16 protein-coding genes are annotated in these 18,801 nt (G+C 61.1%); 13 read left to right on the forward strand and 3 right to left on the reverse strand.

All coding sequences use genetic code 11. The annotated features are described in order from the left end of the window. Positions 1–37: 37 nt before the first annotated feature. The 10 genes from AC2A6O_RS11035 to speB all read left to right on the forward strand — a co-directional run bounded on the left by AC2A6O_RS11035 (position 38) and on the right by speB (position 14,339). Complete coding sequence (locus tag AC2A6O_RS11035) at positions 38–1,162, forward strand: NAD(P)/FAD-dependent oxidoreductase (RefSeq protein ID WP_498926955.1); 1,125 nt, start codon at positions 38–40, stop codon at positions 1,160–1,162. Positions 1,163–1,260: 98 nt separating this feature from the next. After that, positions 1,261–2,184 (forward strand): ABC transporter substrate-binding protein, encoded by a 924-nt coding sequence (locus tag AC2A6O_RS11040; protein ID WP_498926957.1) that lies wholly within the window; start codon positions 1,261–1,263, stop codon positions 2,182–2,184. A gap of 289 nt (positions 2,185–2,473) precedes the next feature. Then, entirely contained in the window at positions 2,474–4,933 is a 2,460-nt protein-coding gene (locus tag AC2A6O_RS11045) for a c-type cytochrome (protein WP_498926960.1), read from the forward strand. Further along, positions 4,930–7,014 (forward strand): peroxidase family protein, encoded by a 2,085-nt coding sequence (locus tag AC2A6O_RS11050; protein ID WP_498926962.1) that lies wholly within the window; start codon positions 4,930–4,932, stop codon positions 7,012–7,014. The genes AC2A6O_RS11045 and AC2A6O_RS11050 overlap by 4 nt, the downstream gene beginning before the upstream one ends. 115 nt (positions 7,015–7,129) lie before the next feature. Further along, positions 7,130–8,890 carry a sigma-54-dependent Fis family transcriptional regulator gene (locus AC2A6O_RS11055; RefSeq protein ID WP_498926964.1) on the forward strand — a complete coding sequence of 587 codons (1,761 nt, stop codon included), beginning with the start codon at positions 7,130–7,132 and terminating at the stop codon, positions 8,888–8,890. Positions 8,891–9,025: 135 nt separating this feature from the next. Beyond that, the gene (locus AC2A6O_RS11060) at positions 9,026–10,825 is read left to right on the forward strand and encodes an NAD(P)/FAD-dependent oxidoreductase (RefSeq protein ID WP_498926965.1); all 1,800 of its coding nucleotides are present in this window, start codon (positions 9,026–9,028) and stop codon (positions 10,823–10,825) included. A gap of 289 nt (positions 10,826–11,114) precedes the next feature. Next, the gene (gene hisC, locus AC2A6O_RS11065) at positions 11,115–12,176 is read left to right on the forward strand and encodes a histidinol-phosphate transaminase (RefSeq protein WP_498926967.1); all 1,062 of its coding nucleotides are present in this window, start codon (positions 11,115–11,117) and stop codon (positions 12,174–12,176) included. Between the two features lie 95 nt (positions 12,177–12,271). Beyond that, positions 12,272–12,589 carry a heavy metal-binding domain-containing protein gene (locus AC2A6O_RS11070; RefSeq protein ID WP_148583249.1) on the forward strand — a complete coding sequence of 106 codons (318 nt, stop codon included), beginning with the start codon at positions 12,272–12,274 and terminating at the stop codon, positions 12,587–12,589. A 7-nt stretch (positions 12,590–12,596) separates the two neighbouring features. Continuing rightward, on the forward strand, positions 12,597–13,187 hold the full coding sequence (locus AC2A6O_RS11075) for a GNAT family N-acetyltransferase (RefSeq protein WP_498926969.1): 591 nt from the start codon (positions 12,597–12,599) through the stop codon (positions 13,185–13,187). Between the two features lie 192 nt (positions 13,188–13,379). Beyond that, positions 13,380–14,339, forward strand: coding sequence for an agmatinase (gene speB, locus AC2A6O_RS11080; protein ID WP_498926971.1), 960 nt, complete (start codon positions 13,380–13,382; stop codon positions 14,337–14,339). 64 nt (positions 14,340–14,403) lie between these two features. On the opposite strand, the gene cysK is transcribed toward speB, so the two are convergent. The 3 genes from cysK to dut form a co-directional block, all read right to left on the reverse strand. Next, positions 14,404–15,363 (reverse strand): cysteine synthase A, encoded by a 960-nt coding sequence (gene cysK, locus AC2A6O_RS11085; protein ID WP_148583246.1) that lies wholly within the window; start codon positions 15,361–15,363, stop codon positions 14,404–14,406. Between the two features lie 144 nt (positions 15,364–15,507). Further along, complete coding sequence (locus AC2A6O_RS11090; RefSeq protein ID WP_498926973.1) at positions 15,508–16,164, reverse strand: HAD family hydrolase; 657 nt, start codon at positions 16,162–16,164, stop codon at positions 15,508–15,510. Further along, a complete protein-coding gene (gene dut / locus AC2A6O_RS11095; RefSeq protein WP_498926975.1) occupies positions 16,164–16,613 on the reverse strand; it encodes a dUTP diphosphatase in 450 nt (149 codons plus the stop codon). The genes AC2A6O_RS11090 and dut overlap by 1 nt, the downstream gene beginning before the upstream one ends. A gap of 175 nt (positions 16,614–16,788) precedes the next feature. Between dut and AC2A6O_RS11100 the strand changes: the two genes are divergently transcribed. The 3 genes from AC2A6O_RS11100 (at position 16,789) to AC2A6O_RS11110 (ending at position 18,791) form a co-directional block, all read left to right on the forward strand. After that, positions 16,789–17,208, forward strand: coding sequence for a hypothetical protein (locus AC2A6O_RS11100; protein ID WP_498926977.1), 420 nt, complete (start codon positions 16,789–16,791; stop codon positions 17,206–17,208). A gap of 22 nt (positions 17,209–17,230) precedes the next feature. After that, positions 17,231–17,812, forward strand: coding sequence for an OmpA family protein (locus tag AC2A6O_RS11105; RefSeq protein WP_148583243.1), 582 nt, complete (start codon positions 17,231–17,233; stop codon positions 17,810–17,812). Positions 17,813–18,002: 190 nt separating this feature from the next. After that, on the forward strand, positions 18,003–18,791 hold the full coding sequence (locus AC2A6O_RS11110; protein ID WP_498926979.1) for a DODA-type extradiol aromatic ring-opening family dioxygenase: 789 nt from the start codon (positions 18,003–18,005) through the stop codon (positions 18,789–18,791). The last annotated feature ends 10 nt before the right edge of the window (positions 18,792–18,801 follow it).

Here is an 18,801-nt window from a genome sequence, read left to right on the forward strand (position 1 = left end):
GCGTTGACCGCGAACACCCAAGGACTTTCTTGAGACTATGACACCAGACGTCATCATCATTGGCGGCGGCGTGGCCGGGCTGAGTGCGGCCTGCTTTCTGTCCGAGTTCGCGCAAGTTACACTTCTGGAGCGTGAGTCTGCCCTGGCAACGCAGTCCTCAGCCCGCACGGCCGGCCAATTCACGGCCGGCATTTCTGCCGACTTGATGCGGTCGATGGCAGCAGCGAGCCGGTCTTTCTTCCAGGCTCCGCCACCCGGCTTTTGCGAGCCGGCACTTGTCGCGCCGCGCGGCTGCCTGACCGTCGGGCAGGAAGAGCATCGGCCGGTTCTGGACAGATTGATGGCCCGGCTTCAAGAGGCAGGGTCGGACTGCCGGATTGTTGACCGGCAAGACGCGTTGGCCCTGTTTCCGGCGCTGCGGCCGGAGCAGGTTCATTCAGGTGTTTTCGAGGCAGATGCGATGGACATCGATGTCGATCTGCTGCTGCAATCCTACCGCAAGGCGGCGTCTGCAAACGGTGCCCGCTTCCTCTGCACATCGGAAGTGACTTCCATCCAGCGCATTGCGGGCACTTGGCAGGTGACAGCCGGAGATCTGACGGTGTCCGCCCCTGTTCTGGTCAATGCGGCGGGGGCCTGGGCAGACAGGGTTGCGGATCTTGCCGGCGTCTCGGGGCTTGGTCTCAAGGCTTTTCGCCGGTCGGCCTTCACATTTCCGCTTCACCGGTCGGAAGCCGGTGCCTGGCCACATGTCACGACAACCGATTACTCCTGGTACGTCCATCCGCAGCCGCACGGGTTTACCGCATCTCCGGCGGAAGCCGATGCGGCTGACCCGGGAGACGTTTATGCAGACGATCTTCGCCTTGCCGAGGCGATCCACCACATCGAGATCGATACCGACCTGACGGTTCACCGTCCGTCCGCAAGCTGGGCGGGCCTGCGCACCTTTGCTCCTGACCGAAACCCGGTCTGTGGGGGCTTTGCCGACCATCCGGGATATTTCGTCAGCGCAGGCCAGGGCGGCTGCGGGGTTCTGACGTCCCCGGCCATGGGCCAGGCCCTGGCCGCCGTGGTTCAGGGTGCGGATCTGCCCGGCAATCTCGCTGCATCCGGCATTACAGTGGAGCAACTGGCACCGGCACGGCTCTTGTCCAGCTGATCTTCTTCATTTGACACAGAGCGCGTTTTCCAAGAAAAAACCTCTCAAGCCAGTCGGGGTTCGGCAAGCCAGATAACCTGTTATGCCGGAGATCCCCCTTGCGTTTTCTATCCATTCTCTGCGTCTGCGCCGCTGTGTTGCTCAGCGTCCTGCCTAGCGCCCTGTCCGCTGCCGAAATCACTCATGTGATGGGCACCACCGAGGTTCCGGACAATCCACAGCGGATCGTCGTTCTCACCAATGAAGGCACCGAAGCGCTGCTCATGCTGGGCAAGACGCCTGTTGGTGCCGCCTCATCCTGGTATGGCGATCCCTGGTACCCGCATCTGGGTGACCGGATGGATGGTGTTGAAGTTGTGGGCACGGAACTTGCGGTCAATCTGGAACGGGTCGCCATGTTGGAACCGGATCTGATCCTCGGCAGCAAGAAACGGCACGAGGAAATCTATCCACAGCTCGCCGCCATCGCGCCCACGGTGTTTGTCGTCAACGCCACGGATTTCAAGGACAACATGAAGCTCTATGCCCGGTCGGTTGGCATGGAAGCGGAAGGCGAAGCGCTTGTTTCTGCCTATGAGGCCGATGTCGACCGGTTGCGCTCTGCCCTTGGCGAGAATGCCGGTGATACGGTTTCCGTTGTCCGTTTTGTGCCCGGTCAGCTTTACGTTTATCGCCACGACAGCTTTTCCGGCGTCGTTCTGGACGACATCGGCTTCAAGCGGCCTGAGGTTCAGGCGCAGGACGGTTTGTCTCTGGCTGTCGGCAAGGAAAGCATCCCGAACATGGAAGCGGACCGGATGTTCTACCTGACCTATGACACCGGCAACGGTGAGGGCACAGCCCTGGAAAGCGAAACGCTGACAGATCCCCTGTGGGCCAATCTGGATGTCGTCAGGTCGGGCAAGGCTCATAAGGTCGACGATGGTGTGTGGGCAACGTCGCAAGGCATTCTCGCAGCCCGCGCCATGCTTCAGGACATCGCGAGGATCTACGGGGTGGATGTCGACTTCAGCTCTGAATGACCTGTCTTGACTGATTGCAGCCCGGCTCGAGACGTCGACCCGGGCCGTCTCACCGGCACTGTCCGCCAGCGCGCCGCAAACATGATTGCTGAAACGTCAAAATACAACCAATCTATTAAAACAAGTTGTATTTCAAAAGCATGGCGTCACACGATCGTCACCGGCAGCAGCCGGCAACCTATCTTTCCTTGTCAATAAGAGCTAGCCTTCCGTTAGGTAATCGCATGCGCCCGTTTGTTGAACATCCGGGCCATCGCGTGCGATCCCAAAACGCGAGAGGGCGCGCTGAATGGCCGACAGTGAACCGGCACGGCCGGGCAGAACGGATTACGGTAGCGACGCGGAGCTGATCGAAAGCATTGCGCGAGCAAACGTGGAGTCCATTTCCACTGTTCCCGGTCAGGCGCGCCGCGCGCAGCATCCCAAACATCATGGCTGTGTTCGTGCACGGTTCGTCGTTGGCGAAGTGCCCGAGGACCTGCGTCACGGTCTGTTTGCGTTGCCGGGCACCTACGACGCCTATGTCCGGTTCTCCAATGGCCGCAAGCTGGATGACCGCAAGCGCGACGCCCACGGCATGGCCGTCAAGGTGCTGGGCATCGACAGGGAATGGCTGTCTGCTGAAGATCCCGACGGCCGGGTACAGGACTTCGTTCTTGTCGACCACGAAACCTTTTTCACCGGTGACCTTGGCGACTATGACGACATCAACACCTTTGTGCTGGGGCGAGGTCTTGCAAGGTGGAAGTCTCTGTCGCGGCTGCTGCTCACCGGCTTCAGTCTCTTCGGCAAGATGCGCGACTTTGTTTCCGGCCGGCCAAAGTCTCCGCTTTCATGCCGATACTTCAGCACCACGCCCTACAGGCTGGGCGACCGGCTGGTGAAATATACGGCAAAGCCCCGGCCTGCACCGGTGGATCCGCCTGAGCCCAGGCCCGGTCCCGGTCAGTTGGCGGAAGCGCTCAGGGAAACCCTGGTCCGCTGCCCGGTGACGTTTGAATTCGGCGTCGATGTGCAGACAGATCCAGCAGCGCAGCCGGTGGATGATCCATCGGTTGCCTGGTCGAAGGCGCCGGGTGCACGGCACGAAGTCCTGGCAACGCTGGAGATCCTGCAGCAGGACGTCGATCAGCATGCGCCGCTGGCCGAAAACATTGCCTTTTCCCCCTGGAACAGCCTGCCGGCCCATGAGCCCGTGGGCGCCATCAATCTCGCAAGACGTCGAACCTACGAGAGTGCCGCGCGCAAGCGGCACGAGATCAATGGCGTCGTTCCGCCCATCTCCGCCGGTATTCCGGAAAGCTACCAGATCCATCAGCCTTCGGCATCGCCGGCAAAAGGCGGCATGCCGCTGTGGCTGGCGATTGTTGCCGGACTGCTGCTGGCGACCTGTCTTCTGCTGGAAGGCAAACGCCTGACGATCAAGCCTGGCCCGCCGCAAACCTTCGCTAATCCGGTTGCCGAGTTCAAATACGGCTCCATCGGCGCTGAATGGGACGGCTTTCCCTATATGGTCTGGCGCGAACTGCCGACGATCTTCAAGGACGAGCTGCCACAGGGCTGGCGCACTTTCGGTTTCATCGAAGAGCCGGGACAGAAACTGCCGGTCGGTTTCAGCATCCGGCGGGTTGGCGTGCCGAGGGTCGGCTTCAATTGCGCGACCTGCCACAGCGCGGAAGTCACCGCGGGCGGCAACACCCTGCTTGTGCTGGGCGCGCCTGCCGAAAAACTCGATATCCAGTCCTACATCCTCTTCCTGGGCTATGTCGCCGCCAGCGACAAGTTGACCGCCGACGCGGTGATCGAAAGCGCTGCACAGGCCGGGCGGCCGCTGGGGCCAATTGACCGGTTGCTTGTGCGCACCATTCTGGTGCCCGGCATCAAGGATCAGTCCGACGGTCTGGCAACGGCTTTCAACTGGATGAAGGTCAAGCCACAGCACGGCCCAGGGCGCACGGATGCGGGCAACAGCTGGCGCGCGCGCTGGGGCTACGGGCCGGAAAAGGACGACGCGGTCGGGACGGTCGATTTCCCCTCGGTCTGGAACCAGGGCATCCGCGAAGGCGGCTGGTTCCATTGGGACGGCAACAACAATTCGCTGATCGAACGCAACTATTCCGCGGCCCTTGCCGGTGGCGCCAAGGAATGGCTGCTGCAACGCGGCCTGATCGACGCTCAGGCGGAATGGCTGCGCGACCTGCCGCCCCCAGCCTATCCTTTGCCTGTCGATGCCGACATGGCGGCTGAAGGCGCCGAAATCTACCGGCGGGAAGGCTGCGGCACGTGTCATGACCCCGAAGGCGAGACCTTCGGGCAGGTGACGCCGCTTTCGGACCTCCAGACAGATCCGGCACGGGCCGATCTCTTCGACGAAGATTTCGTCAGCCGGTTTGGCGAAGTCGGAAAAGGCTACACTTGGCAGTTTTCGCATTACCGGGCAACGGACGGCTATGCCAACACGCCGCTGGACGGCATCTGGGCGCGCGGACCCTATCTGCACAACGGCTCCGTGCCGACACTTCGGGCGCTGCTGTCACCGCCCGAAGACCGCCCGGAAACCTTCTATCGCGGCTGCACGGATTTCGATCCGGTGAACGTAGGCTTTGCCTGCGACGACGGCTTCCTGTTCGACACGCGGCTGACCGGCAATGGCAACGGCGGGCATCTCTACGGCACCGGTCTGCCGGACGGCGAGACATCCGCGCTGATCGAATATCTCAAATCCAAGCAATATCCGGGGCGGTCATGAAGCTTAGTGCATCCTTCAAGGGAACGTTTCTCGATATCATCTGCCTGCTCGTCGGCACGATCATGGCCTATCGCGGCTTCGAGGAATTCTTCCGCTACGATTTCGATCCCGTCCACATGGTGCTGGGGCTGGCGCTCGGGGCCGGTGCCTATGCAAACTGGCTGATGTACCAGCGGCTGCGCATTGGTTACTGGATCTTCATCGGCGGCAATGTGGTCGTTGCCTTCATTTTTATCGTCGTGTTGCAGGATGTCTGGCATCACCACGTCTGGCCGCATATCGTCTACGCACTGGTGTTCGTGCCCTTCCTGGATCAGCTTGGAGCCCGCTCCGAACGCGATGTCCTGCGGGATCCGCCGCTCCACAAGCGTATACTGGCTTTCATCGGAGAACAGGCGCTGAAACTGGCTGAGGCCTCTCCGGCGCTCGTCAGGCTGGTCAAGCGCTGCGGTCCGCTCAGCCGCGCCATCAACCGGCTCGTGATCAACGGCATATCGAGCGCCCCTCCCGGCCGCCCGTTGCCGCTTTCACTCTGGACGCCATACGACCGCGAGACGCATGTTGAAAGTGTTCCGGGCCAAAGGGATCCGGAAAAGACCACCAGCACGTTCGCAAGCTGGCCGGGTCTGGTCGACCGGCGCTACACCGGCCGACATCTGCCGCCTGTCGATCAGGCGTTCGTCGATGCCCTGCCGGATGTGCCGAGGGTGGCGGAGCTTTACAAGCGCACCACGATTGTCGAGAGCGACACCAGCGCGTTGTTCTGCTTCTTCGCCCAGTGGTTCACCGACAGCTTCCTGCGCACCCATCCGCTGAACAAGCGGATGAACACCTCGAACCACGAAATCGATCTCTGCCAGATCTATGGCCTGGGCGAAGAGACAACCTTTTTCCTGCGCGACGGCGCCTTTCTGAAATCGCGGCAGACGTCGGTCGGCGAGCTGCCACCACTGCTTGCCGGTCCGGATCTGGAAGTGAAAAGCGAGTTTGCCGGCATTCACTACATGCCCATGTGGGCGACAACCTTTCTCGGACCAGATCCCGACTGGGGAACGGCGAAAAAACTCCGGGAGCTCCTGGCCGGCATCGGTTATTGGGCCGTCGTGCCGGAACGTTGGAAATGCCACTATGCCGCCGGTCTGGAGCGGGCCAATTCCACCATCGTCTACAGCGCGCTCAACACGATCTTCCTGCGGGAACACAATCGCCTGGCGCGTGAAATCGGAAAACGGAACCCGCACTACGGTCCGGACCGGGTGTTTGAAACCGCGCGCAACATCAACATCGTCAAGCTGCTCAAGGTCATCATCGAGGACTACATCAATCACCTCGCCAATTCGCCGTTCAAGATCTTCGTGGAGCCGGGCGATGCGGACAGGCGCCTGTGGTACCGCACCAACCGGATCGCACTGGAATTCGACCTGCTCTATCGCTGGCATCCCATGGTGCCGGACCGGTTCCTGTTCCAGGGCGAGGTGCTGGAAAACGAGAATTTCCGCTTCAACAACACGATCATCGAGAAACACGGTGTAGAGACGGTCATTGATGCGGCGGCGCGCCAGCGGGCCGGCAAGTTGACCTTGCACAACACGCCGTTCTTCCTTCAGGGCGCGGAAGAGCGCACGCTGGAGTTTGCCAGAAGGTTCCGCCTCGCACCTTTCAACGCCTATCGGGCCTCCTGGAAACTGCGTCCCTATGACAGTTTCCTGGAGCTGACTGGCGGTGATGCCCGCCTGGCGGGAGAGCTGGAAGCACTCTATCCGGACTGGAATGGCGTGCGCGGCATTGACCGTGTGGACCTGCCCATCGGGCTTCTGGCCGAGGACCAGATGCGCGCACGGCCTCTGCCGCCGCTGCTTTTGGCCATGGTCGGGTCCGACGCCTTCTCGCAGGCGCTCACCAACCCGCTTCTGGCCAAGAATATCTTCGGGCCGGAGGTCTTCACCGACTACGGTATGGCGGAAATCGAGGCGACCTCCACTTTCCAGAACATCGTCGATCTCAACGTGGCCGCCAACGCCAAAAGACCGAACGCGAATTTCACCATCAACGAGGACACGCTGCTCACCTGGCCGGGTTGAAGCCCGGAGCCCGATCCCCCTTCAAGTTGGCCTTCGAGACTGAGTTTGCGCCGTCAAAATTTGCAAAGCCTGCCTGAAAGGTTATCGTGAGTTGCTTATGTCAAGGGAGGATGGCATGCGCGACCTTGAACATGTGAGTGAAATAGACCGCGTATTGAAAGGGTTCGAGACCGGCAGGGATGGGCTGGTTTCGGAAAGCTGGCGGCGCTGTGTCCAGACCTACGGCATGGACCCGACGCGGCCGGAACCTGCGCACATCGTCACCGAACAACAATTGCGCGAACACCAGGAACAATCCGAACGGTTGATCGCGACGGCCCGCTCCGGCTTGCGCACCCTGTTCAAGCAAGTTGCCGGTCAGAATTACGTGCTTCTGCTGGCCGACGCCAAAGGTGTGTGTGTCGACTTCTTCGGCGATCCCCGGTTCGAGGACGATCTTCGGCAGGCCGGGCTTTATCTCGGGTCCGACTGGTCGGAGGATCTGGCCGGAACCTGCGGTGTTGGCTCCTGTATCGTGGCAGGCGAAGCCGTGACGATCCACCAGAGCGATCACTTCGGGCTGTCGCACACGCCGCTCTCCTGCACGGCGGCGCCGATCTACGACACCTGCGGCAAGCTGGCGGCGGTTCTGGATATTTCCCTTTTGCGGTCACCAAGCCCGAAATCGAGCCAGAACCTTGCGATGAACCTTGTGAAGGCCTCCACCCGCCGGGTCGAGATGGCCAACCTCATGGCGACCACGCGCAAGGAATGGGTCTTGCGGTTCGCGACCTCTCCGGAATTTCTGGAAGTCGATCCGGAAGCTGCCATCGCCCTCGATGACAGCGGACGGATAACGGGAATGACGCATGGGGCGCTGGGCTGTCTGGCTCCCGGGGGATCTGCCGACCTGATCGGCAGCCGGATCGACATGTACCTGGATCTCGATGTCGACGATCTGCCGTCGCTGATGCGCGGCCGCCCGACAGAAGACCGGGTTTTGCGCCGGCGTGACGGCGGCGGGCTCTACGGCCATGCCATCGCGCCGCAAGCGGCCCAGATGGCTCGTACGCCCGCTTCCAGTGCTCTGCCTACTCCGCTGCGCGGCATCTGCGGACAGGATGCGGCGCTCTCGCAGGTGGTGTCGAAAGTTGCCCGGCTCGCACCAACACAGGTTCCGATCCTGCTGTCCGGCGAAACCGGAACGGGCAAGGAATATCTGGCAAGAGCCATTCACGTCCTTGGCCCTGCCGACCGTCCGTTCCATGCGCTTTGCTGCTCGGCCCTGAAGCCGGAAAAGGTCGGCGCACTGTTTGAGGCCATCGCAGGGACGTTGTTTCTGCGGGGCATCGAAGACCTCGACATGGCCGGTCAAGCCGCCTTGCTCGCCCTGCTGGAACACCGCAACGACTTTCGCGTGGTCGCGACAACGCGTCAGGACCCGGCCGGGTCCACAAGCGTGCGCGCGTTGCGTCCGGAACTCTATTTCAGACTTGCCGGTTCGGTGCTCGCGATTCCGCCGCTTCGGCACCGCCAGGATTTCGACTGGCTGGTCGATCGCCTGTTGCGGCGCTCACCTCGGGATCTTCGCCTGTCGCCTGCGGCACGGGCCGAACTCGGCGGCCGTCACTGGCCGGGCAACATCCGCGAACTCGCCACGTTGCTGGATGTCGCGACAGCGCTTGCCGAAACGGACGTGATCGACCTGCCGGACCTGCCGCCGGCGACACTGTCCAGACAGAGCGAAACAGATCCGAAACAGGAACTGGAGGCGCTTCTGGATGCCTGCGGCTGGAACATGTCCCAGGCTGCCAGAAGGCTCGGCGTCAATCGGTCGACGGTGCTCCGGCGAATGCGCACTCTCGGTTTGGGACCACGCCCCAGGCCGCGTGCATGACAACGTGTTGCGTTCTGTTGCATGCGCAACAGGAAACGGCGTTTCTGCGCTGTTGACGGCTTAATTGCTGGGCGTTCCATGGCAAAACGCAGGCGCGCTCTGCATTGTTTCCTCCATAAACAGGGAGGAACTGAAATGCTCGACAAACCATTGGTTCACGAGACCGAGACTTTTCTCAACGCCTTCGGCAAGGCGCTGGAAGACGGCAAGATCGATGCGACAACAGACATGTTTCTGGACGACTGCTACTGGCGCGATCTGATTGCCTTTACCTGGAACATCAAGACCGTCGAGGGCAAGGATCAGGTCCGCGACATGCTGGAAAAACAGCTGGCGTCCACCGGACCGGGCAACTGGCGGATCGCCGAAGGCGAGATCCCGACAAAGGAAGGCGATGTCGTCACCGCCTGGATCCAGTTCGAGACGGAACGTGCCCGCTGCTTCGGCCTGATCCGGCTGAAGGGTGGCAAGATCTGGACCCTGCTGACGACCATGTCGGAGTTGAAAGGCCATGAGGAGCCGAGGGGGTTCAACCGGCCGCTGGGGGCCAAGCACGGTGCCAACAAACACCGCACCAGTTGGAAGGAAGAGCGCGAGCGTGAACTTGCGGAGCTCGGTTACAAGACACAGCCCTATTGCCTGATCATCGGCGGTGGTCAGGGCGGCATCGCGCTTGGCGCGCGCCTGCGCCAGCTCGGTGTGCCGACCATCATCGTTGAAAAGAACGAGCGGCCGGGCGACAGCTGGCGCAACCGCTACAAGTCCCTCTGCCTGCACGACCCCGTCTGGTACGACCACCTGCCCTACATCAAGTTTCCGGAAAACTGGCCCATCTTCAGCCCCAAGGACAAGATCGGCGACTGGCTGGAGATGTACACAAAGGTCATGGAGCTGAACTACTGGACCCGCACCGTCGCCAAATCCGCCACCTATGACGAAGCCAAGAAGGAATGGACCGTCGTGGTGGACCGCGACGGCGAGGAAGTGGTGCTGAAGCCGAAGCAGCTGGTCATGGCAACCGGCATGTCGGGCAAGGCGAACGTGCCTAAGTTCCCGGGCATGGACACCTTCAAGGGGGATCAGCACCATTCGTCAAAGCATCCGGGGCCGGACAGGTATCGCGGCAAGAAGGCAGTCGTGGTCGGTTCCAACAATTCGGCGCACGACATCTGCGCGGCGCTTTGGGAAAACGACGTCGACGTGACCATGGTGCAGCGCTCCTCCACCCATATCGTGCGCTCCAACACGCTGATGGACGTTGGCCTCGGCGCGCTTTATTCCGAAGAGGCGGTCCGCTCCGGCGTGACGACGGAAAAGGCGGATCTCATCTTCGCCTCGCTGCCCTACCGGATCATGCACGAGTTCCAGATCCCCGCTTATGCGGAGATGAAAAAGCGCGACGCGGACTTCTATGAAGGGCTTGAGAAAGCCGGGTTCTGGCTGGACTGGGGCGATGATGAAAGCGGGCTCTTCATGAAATATCTGCGCCGGGGCTCCGGCTATTACATCGACATCGGAGCCAGCCAGTTGATCATCGATGGCGAGATCAAGCTCAAGCGCGGCCAGGTGACCAAGGTAGTCGAAGACGGGGTCATTCTGGACGACGGCACGAAGCTGGAAGCGGATCTGATTGTCTACGCCACCGGCTACGGGTCGATGAATGGCTGGGTCGCCGATCTGATGGGTCAGGAGATGGCCGACAAAATCGGCAAGGTCTGGGGGCTTGGCTCGGACACCACCAAGGACCCGGGCCCCTGGGAAGGCGAACAGCGCAACATGTGGAAGCCGACCCAGCAGGAGGCGCTCTGGTTCCACGGCGGCAACCTGCACCAGTCTCGCCACTATTCGCAGTATCTGGCGCTGCAGTTGAAAGCGCGGATGGAAGACCTGCCGACCCCCGTCTACGGCCTGCAAGAGGTGCATCATCTGTCGTGACCGGCATCGCCGACAGGACCTGATCAAATGGAAGAGCCGGGGGAAATTCCCCCGGCTTGTTTATTCTTGAGTACGCACCAACCATTTCCTTTGCACGGAGCGCCCTGGAACAGCGCCCTCCCTGCCCCGACGAAAGCCTGAAACGTTCCGGCCCTCAAGGTGAACCGGCCACTCTATGCACCAAAGCGTCGGCAACACCGGACGGGAAGAATGTCAAAATCTCTTTCACCGCACCGATGTGGCGCCTATTGTGCGAAAAATCGCAGCAATTTCCATCAGGATACGGTCTATGAGCAGGTTCTGGAGCCCCATCGTCAGCAAACTGGAGCCCTACACTCCGGGCGAGCAGCCCAAGGACCGCAGTTTTATCAAGCTGAACACAAACGAGCATCCCTTCGGTCCGTCGCCCATCGCGCTCGGGGCAATCCGCGCGGCGACAGAAGACAGTCTGAGGCTTTACCCGGACCCCACCGCCTCTGCGTTGCGGGCAACCATCGCCGCCAGCTTCGGCCTGAGCGCGGATCATGTATTTGCCGGGAATGGCTCGGACGAAATCCTCGCCCACGCCTTTCACGGCTTTTTCAGTGGCAAGGACAAGTTGCTGTTTCCCGATATCACCTACAGTTTCTACAAGACCTACTGTGAGCTTTTCGGCATCTCTTACCGCACTGTAGCGCTCGACGGCGATTTCCGGATCGATCCGGCCAGCCTCTGCGGGCCCTGCGGCGGCATCGTGCTTGCCAATCCGAACGCGCCGACCGGGATTGCCCTCGATCTTGCGACGGTGCAGACCGTTCTGGAGCAAAACCCGGATGTGGTCGTGCTGGTCGACGAAGCCTACGTCGATTTCGGCGCCGAGAGTGCCGCCGGTCTGGTGCCCGAATTTGACAATCTTCTTGTGGTTCAGACCTTTTCCAAATCGCGGGGGCTCGCGGGTTTGCGCGTCGGTTTCGCTCTTGGCCAGCCGCACCTGATCGAAGGTCTGCAGCGGATCAAGGACAGCTTCAATTCCTACCCGCTCGACCGCCTGGCGCTTGCCGGTGCCGAAGCGTCCTGGCAGGACACGGCCTGGTTCGAGGAAACCCGGCGCCTGGTGATCGCCGAACGGCAGCGGATGGCGGACGGGCTGCACTCTCTCGGCTTCAAGGTTTTGCCGTCGGCGGCCAATTTCCTGTTTGTGTCGCACGAAACAAGCGCGGCACGGGAGCTTCTGACCGGCCTTCGGGATGAAGGCATTCTGGTCCGCCACTTCAAAAAGGATCGCATCGACAACTGGCTGCGCATTTCCGTCGGTACGGAAGAAGAAGGCGAGGCGTTGCTGAAGGCGATGGCAAGGCTCGTTGCCGGCTAGGGTCCATACCCTAAGCTCTTCCAGCGACGCCGTTTGTTGCAAATGCAGGCGGGCGAACCCATGTCTCGATCATCGGCTCAAAAGGGAGATACCGCATGCTGGTCACCACCACCAACACCATTCAGGGCAAGGATCTGGACTACAAGGGTCTGGTGACGGGCGAGGCGATCCTCGGCGCGAACATCTTCAAGGACTTCTTTGCCGGCATTCGCGACATTGTCGGTGGCCGCTCCGGCGCTTACGAGGAAGAACTCGGCAAGGCACGCAAGATTGCCATCGACGAAATGTGCCAACAGGCTCAGGGAATGGGTGCCAATGCGGTGATCGGTGTCGATCTCGACTATGAAACCGTCGGCCAGAACGGCTCAATGCTGATGGTGAGTGCCACCGGCACCGCAGTCTTCATCCGCTGATCCTGTCATGTCAGCCGACATTCTCATTTCTCCGGGGTTCCCGGAAGACCGGAGGCCGGCTGCCGCCCACCTGTTCTGGCAAGCCTTTTCCGGCAAGCTCGGCAAGGTGCTGGCACCGGAGAAAAAGGCGCTCCAGCTGATCGAACGCATTCTCGATCCGGCCTTTGCCATCAGCGCAGTCGACCGGGAAGGTCAGCTGCTGGGTCTTGCCGGGTACAAGACCGCAGATGGAGCGCTTGCCGGTGGCAGTCTCGCGGACATGACGGCGGTCTACGGCGTGTTCGGCGGTTTGTGGCGCGGTCTCCTGCTGGATGTACTTGAACGCAACATCGAGCCGGACTGCCTGTTGATGGATGGTATCTTTGTTGCTGAAAGTGCTCGCGGACGCGGCATCGGCGGCACCTTGCTGAAAGCTGTTGGCGAAGAAGCACGCCGTCAGTCGCTCTCGCGCGTTCGACTGGACGTGATCGACACCAACCCAAGGGCAAAGGCTCTTTACGAACGCTCGGGGTTCAAGGCGGTTGGCGAGGAAAAGACAGGGTTTCTCGAACTTCTGTTCGGCTTTTCCTCCGCAACCCGCATGGAGAAGCAGGTTTAGGCAGTTCTCTTGGGGGCGTTGCTACCCCCGCTGTCGCCCCGGGTCTCACGTCGTTCACCCGGGGTGACTCAGAGATAAGCCAGGAGGGTTTCTTGAAAAAGAGGCTGATGTCTGCCCACCACATGGCGCCTGGCTCTTTCCCCTCTCCCGCAATGATGCTCTAGTCGGTCCGATCCCAACAGGAGCCATTGAATGTCCTCACACGGTTATGAAAGTGGGCGGTTGAACCTGCCCTTTGTCGGCATCTGCACTTTCGGCAAGTATCCCTATCAGCCGGATTGGGATGCCATCGATGCGGATGTCGCGATTATGGGCGCGCCGTTCGATTTCGGCACCCAGTGGCGCTCGGGCGCGCGCATGGGACCGCGCGGAATCCGGGAGGCCTCGACGCTGTTTTCCTTCGGCCACGCGGGCGCCTACGATTTCGAGGACGACATCACCTACCTGCCGGCGGAAACGACCCGCATCGTCGATCTGGGCGATGCCGACATCGTGCACACGGACACGATCGAAAGCCACAGACGTATCGAATTCGGCGTGCGCAAGATCCTGGCGGCAGGTGCCTTGCCCGTGGTGCTGGGCGGCGATCATTCGGTCAACATTCCCTGCATCAACGCCTTTGACGATCAGGAGCCGATCCACGTCGTGCAGATCGATGCACATCTGGATTTCGTCGACGAACGTCATGGCGTCCGCTATGGCCACGGCAACCCGATGCGCCGCGCTGCGGAAAAGCCCTATGTCACCGGCCTGACCCAGATCGGCATCCGGAATGTGTCCTCAACCTCGCGCGATGGTTATGAAGACGCCCGCCGAATGGGCTCGGACATTCTGTCGGTTCGCCACGTCCGCAAGCTCGGTACGGAGGCGCTTCTGGCGCGAATACCGGCCGGGAAACGCTATTACCTGACACTTGATATCGATGCGTTTGACCCGTCCATCGCACCGGGCACAGGGACCCCAAGCCACGGCGGATTTCTCTATTACGAAGTGCTGGAATTGCTCGACGGCCTGGCAAGACAGGGGAATATCGTCGGCATCGATCTGGTAGAGGTCGCGCCGGATTACGACCCCACAGGCTCGACAAGCACCCTCGCCGCACAGGTTCTGATGAACACCATCGGCAGGGTTCTTCATCACCGAAAGCCATGAAAAAACCCCGCCGGCTGGTTTGCACCGGCCGGCGAGGTAACGTTCTGGACAGGGTCGCGTGGGCTTAGAGGCCCTCGAACAGCGCCGTGGAGAGGTAACGCTCGGCGAAGGACGGGATGATCACCACGATGTTCTTGCCTTCCATCCCTTCGCGCTGACCGACGCGGATTGCGGCGGTGAGTGCGGCACCGGAGGAAATGCCCACCGGCACACCTTCCGTCTTGGCCACTTCACGGGCCATGGCGAAGGCGTCCTCATTGGCGACCGTCTGGATTTCATCGTAAACGGAGGTGTCGAGCACGCTCGGCACGAAGCCGGCGCCGATACCCTGGATCTTGTGCGGGCCGGGCTCTCCACCAGACAGGATCGGGCTGTCGGCCGGTTCCACGGCAACGACACGCAGGCTCGGCTTGCGCTCTTTAAGCACCTGGGAAACACCTGTGATGGTGCCGCCGGTGCCGATGCCGGAGACGAACACGTCCACGGCGCCATCGGTGTCGTTCCAGATTTCTGCCGCTGTGGTGTTGCGGTGGACTTCCGGGTTGGCCGCGTTTTCAAACTGCTGCGGCATCACCGCGCCGTCGATTTCGCCGATCAGTTCCTCGGCGCGGGCGATAGCGCCCTTCATGCCCTTCGGCCCTTCGGTCAGTTCCAGCTCCGCACCCAGGATCTTGAACATCTTGCGGCGTTCCACGGACATGGTTTCCGGCATGACCAGAATAAGCCGGTAGCCCTTGGCGGCGGCGACAAACGCCAGCGCAATGCCGGTGTTGCCGGAGGTCGGCTCAACGAGCGTGGTCTTGCCCGGCACGATCTGGCCTGCCTGCTCCATCGCCTCGATCATGGCAACGCCGATCCGGTCCTTGACGCTGGAAATCGGATTGAAGAATTCGAGTTTCGCCAGGAGATTGCCCTTGACCCCGTGCGCCTTCGCCAGCCGGTCCAGCCGGACGATCGGTGTATCGCCGATGGTCTCGGTGATGGAGGAATAGATTTTTCCGCGACCGCTGGTCTTGATCGTCATGGCAGGTCTCCCAGGTTGGCCGGATCTTCTTCCGCCGGCATCGTTCAACTATTCTTGCGATAAGATAGTACGGGTTCCAACAAGTTATAAGGGTCCTAAAGCGCCTTTGCGAACCTGCCGGTAGAACCTTTTTCCAGAAAAGCTTCAGCTCTTGGAAAAGAGCATGTCCGGCAGATCCGCCATCGCTTCGAACAGGATAGCCCCGGCATCCTGCATCGCCTTGCGGTCACAGGCCGGATCTTCGACAAAGGCGAACACGCACATGCCGGCGGCCCGGGCAGCAAGAACGCCGGGCAGGCTGTCTTCGATCACGACGCAGGTTTCCGGGGCGTGGCCCATGGTGCGCGCCGCCAGCAGAAACACATCTGGCGCAGGCTTGCCGCGTTCGCAGTCCTGCGCGGAAAACAGCCGGTCTTCCAGCCGGGGCAGAAGGCCGGAACTGCCGAGTGTCGTGCGCATCTTTTCGTATTTGCCGGACGAGCCGACGCAATAGGCAACGCCGTGCCGGTCAAGGTCGTCCAGCACACCGGCAACGCCTTCGATCGCCGGAACGCCGGCCTTGAACTTTTCCAGGTCGCGAAGCCGCACCTGATCCGGCCAGTTGGCGGGCAGCACCTTGCCGGTCAATTCCTCGATCATGGACTGGACATCCTCAAGTGTCCGGCCCATGAACCGGCGCTGGCAGTCCGGCCCGGTCATCGGAATACCAAGCTCGGTGATGATGGCGGCCATATTGGCATTTGCCATGCGTTCCGTGTCGACAAGCACGCCGTCGCAATCGAATATGACGAGGCTGGGCATCAGGAGCGGCCCGTCGAGCCGAAGCCGCCGGTGCCACGTTCGGTTTCCGAGAGAACCTCAACTTCAACGATGTCCGCCTGCAGCACGGGTGCAATCACCATCTGGGCGATTCGGTCTCCGCGTGAAATCTCGAACGGGTCCTCGCCGAGATTGATCAGGATCACCTTAACCTCGCCGCGGTAGTCCGCATCGATTGTGCCGGGGGTGTTCAGAACGGTAACACCGTGTTTAGCGGCAAGGCCGGATCGGGGGCGGACCTGGGCCTCATAGCCTGCAGGCAGGGCCATGGCGAGACCGGTCGGCACCAGGGCGCGCGCACCGGGGGCGAGGGTCATCTTGCCGTCGACGGCAGCCAGAAGGTCAAGTCCGGCGGCCAGAACCGACTGATAGGCGGGCAGTGGCAGATCGCGACCGTGCTCCAGTCGCTTCAGTTCCAGTGTTACAGGCATAGAAAGTGTCCGGCAGTGAGTGTTGCTGGCGAGTGACGATATTCGCCGGTGCCTGTCAAGGCTCGCGGGCGGACGCGAAACTTCGCATAAAAATCAGATGTCTACTTGCAGTCGCAATCCGCACCTGAAACACTCTATCGCATCGTAACTTGCCAGCGATTGGGAGAATGGCAACATGAGACGATTGATTTTTGCATTTACCACCGGGCTAATGCTGGTCGCGGCACCGGCAGCCTTCGCACAGACGGTCGGCTACGCCGACGCGATCAAGATCCTGGCCGCAAGCTGTGGCAAGGACATCGATACCTATTGCAAGTCCGCGACGCTTGCCAACAACGGCATTAGCAAGTGTCTTGAAAAGAACCAGTCCAAGCTCTCGGAACAATGCAACGCGGACCGTCTGACCGTGACTGCGCTCATCCAGGCGCGGCTGGCGGCTCAGGCAGAAGTGCCTCAACTGTGCCAGCGGGACGCTGCGCAATATTGCAAGGGCGTCAAGGCCGGTGCGGGTCACGTGCTGCGCTGCCTGCTCAAGGCTCAGCCCTCCGTCAGCAAAAAATGCAACACGGCCATTGACCTGGCTGGGTACCGCTAACTCGGCACTGGGAGATATTTTCATGAACAAGTTGCTTTTGGCCGGTTTATCGGCCGCCTTTCTTGCCGTATCCGCGTCGGGCCTTGCCGCCCAGACCAAGTTGAGTCGCAATGAAATCATCAATTCCCTGCAAGGGGCGCAGCAGAAGGTTGACCTGACGGCCGATGAACTGCAGCAGGCCGCGCTGGAAAACATCCGGAAATATCCGGGCGCAAACGCTCCCAATACGTTGCCGCTTGCAGATAAGCTTGCCTCCCTGCGTCAGTTCAACGTGGAGATCACGTTCGATTTCGACAGTGCCCGCATTCGCCCGGCATCCTACGAGACCATCGGCCTGATCGCGGATGCCCTGCACACGCCTTATCTGCAGGGGCAGACCTTCTTCATCGTCGGTCACACGGACGCCAAAGGCGCGCGTGAATACAATCTGGAGCTCTCGCTGAAGCGCGCGCAGGCCGTACGTGAGGCGCTGGTGACCACCTTCCGTGTTCCGGGCGAATATCTCTTCGCTGTCGGTCTGGGGGAGGAACAGTTGCGCGATCCGTCCAAACCGGATGCCGCCATCAACCGCCGCGTCCAGCTTATCAACCTGGGTTACAGATAACCGGCCCGAAAGCCGGTTCGAAAAGAGACATGCCGGGTCCCTGCGGGGAAGCGGCATGTCTGAACAGTTGGCGCTGAAAGCGGGAATTGTTCACCTCTGTCGAACGAGCCTTCTCCCCTTTCTGGTCTAATCCTTCCAGCCAAATGGCTTATCTTCTCTGGAAGAAACAATTCTCCCGAGGAGTGGTCCCATGACGGCTACGCCAAACAGCATTTCGCCCGTCTTCTTCGCCCACGGTGCGCCGACCCTGGCGTTGGAAGACACCGCTGCCAGCCGGTTTTTGAAGGGGTTTGCCGCAAGCCAGCCACGCCCGAAGGCAATCCTGATCCTCTCCGCGCATTGGGAAACCGACGGCTTGAAACTCTCGGCGCCGGGCCCACTGCGGACCTATCACGACTTCCGTGGCTTCCCGCGACCGCTTTATGAAATCTCCTATCCGGCAAAGGCCGATGAGGACCATGTTGATGAAGCCGCGCTTCTGCTGGAAGCTGCCGGATACGATGTGGAACTCGACAGCCACTGGGGGCTTGATCACGGTGCCTGGGTGCCACTGTCGCTTGTCTATCCGGATGCCGACATTCCGGTGGTCGCCCTGTCGCTGCCGCATGACAGCTCACCTGCGTCCGTTTATGCCCTGGGCCAGGTGCTCGCGCCGCTCAAGGACAAGGGCGTGTTGCTGGCAGGCTCCGGCAGCACCACCCATAACCTGCGTGAACTCGGGCCGCAGGGCTCAAGGACGCCGGACTGGGCCGTGGATTTCGACCGCTGGCTGGAGACCGGGCTGGAGTCCGGATCGATCGGCTATTTCGACGATATCCAGAGCGTTCCGAACTTCCGCCGCAACCACCCGACGGAGGAGCATCTTCTGCCGCTGTTCTTCGCCTTTGGCGCCGGTGGCATGGACGCAAAAGCCCAGCTTCTGCATAGAAGCTACGAATACGGCTCCATCAGCATGAGCTACTTCCGCTTCGCTGCCTGACAAATCCCGT

This window comes from Labrenzia sp. ATLA3, assembly GCF_057180185.1.

Coding starts and splice junctions, on each gene's coding strand:
- AC2A6O_RS11060 (WP_498926965.1), top strand. CDS start 9,026: ATGCTCGACAAACCATTGGTTCACGAGACCGAGACTTTTCTCAACGCC.
- speB (WP_498926971.1), top strand. CDS start 13,380: ATGTCCTCACACGGTTATGAAAGTGGGCGGTTGAACCTGCCCTTTGTC.
- hisC (WP_498926967.1), top strand. CDS start 11,115: ATGAGCAGGTTCTGGAGCCCCATCGTCAGCAAACTGGAGCCCTACACT.
- dut (WP_498926975.1), bottom strand. CDS start 16,613: ATGCCTGTAACACTGGAACTGAAGCGACTGGAGCACGGTCGCGATCTG.
- AC2A6O_RS11075 (WP_498926969.1), top strand. CDS start 12,597: ATGTCAGCCGACATTCTCATTTCTCCGGGGTTCCCGGAAGACCGGAGG.
- AC2A6O_RS11110 (WP_498926979.1), top strand. CDS start 18,003: ATGACGGCTACGCCAAACAGCATTTCGCCCGTCTTCTTCGCCCACGGT.
- cysK (WP_148583246.1), bottom strand. CDS start 15,363: ATGACGATCAAGACCAGCGGTCGCGGAAAAATCTATTCCTCCATCACC.
- AC2A6O_RS11070 (WP_148583249.1), top strand. CDS start 12,272: ATGCTGGTCACCACCACCAACACCATTCAGGGCAAGGATCTGGACTAC.
- AC2A6O_RS11035 (WP_498926955.1), top strand. CDS start 38: ATGACACCAGACGTCATCATCATTGGCGGCGGCGTGGCCGGGCTGAGT.
- AC2A6O_RS11045 (WP_498926960.1), top strand. CDS start 2,474: ATGGCCGACAGTGAACCGGCACGGCCGGGCAGAACGGATTACGGTAGC.
- AC2A6O_RS11090 (WP_498926973.1), bottom strand. CDS start 16,164: ATGCCCAGCCTCGTCATATTCGATTGCGACGGCGTGCTTGTCGACACG.
- AC2A6O_RS11105 (WP_148583243.1), top strand. CDS start 17,231: ATGAACAAGTTGCTTTTGGCCGGTTTATCGGCCGCCTTTCTTGCCGTA.
- AC2A6O_RS11055 (WP_498926964.1), top strand. CDS start 7,130: ATGCGCGACCTTGAACATGTGAGTGAAATAGACCGCGTATTGAAAGGG.
- AC2A6O_RS11100 (WP_498926977.1), top strand. CDS start 16,789: ATGAGACGATTGATTTTTGCATTTACCACCGGGCTAATGCTGGTCGCG.
- AC2A6O_RS11050 (WP_498926962.1), top strand. CDS start 4,930: ATGAAGCTTAGTGCATCCTTCAAGGGAACGTTTCTCGATATCATCTGC.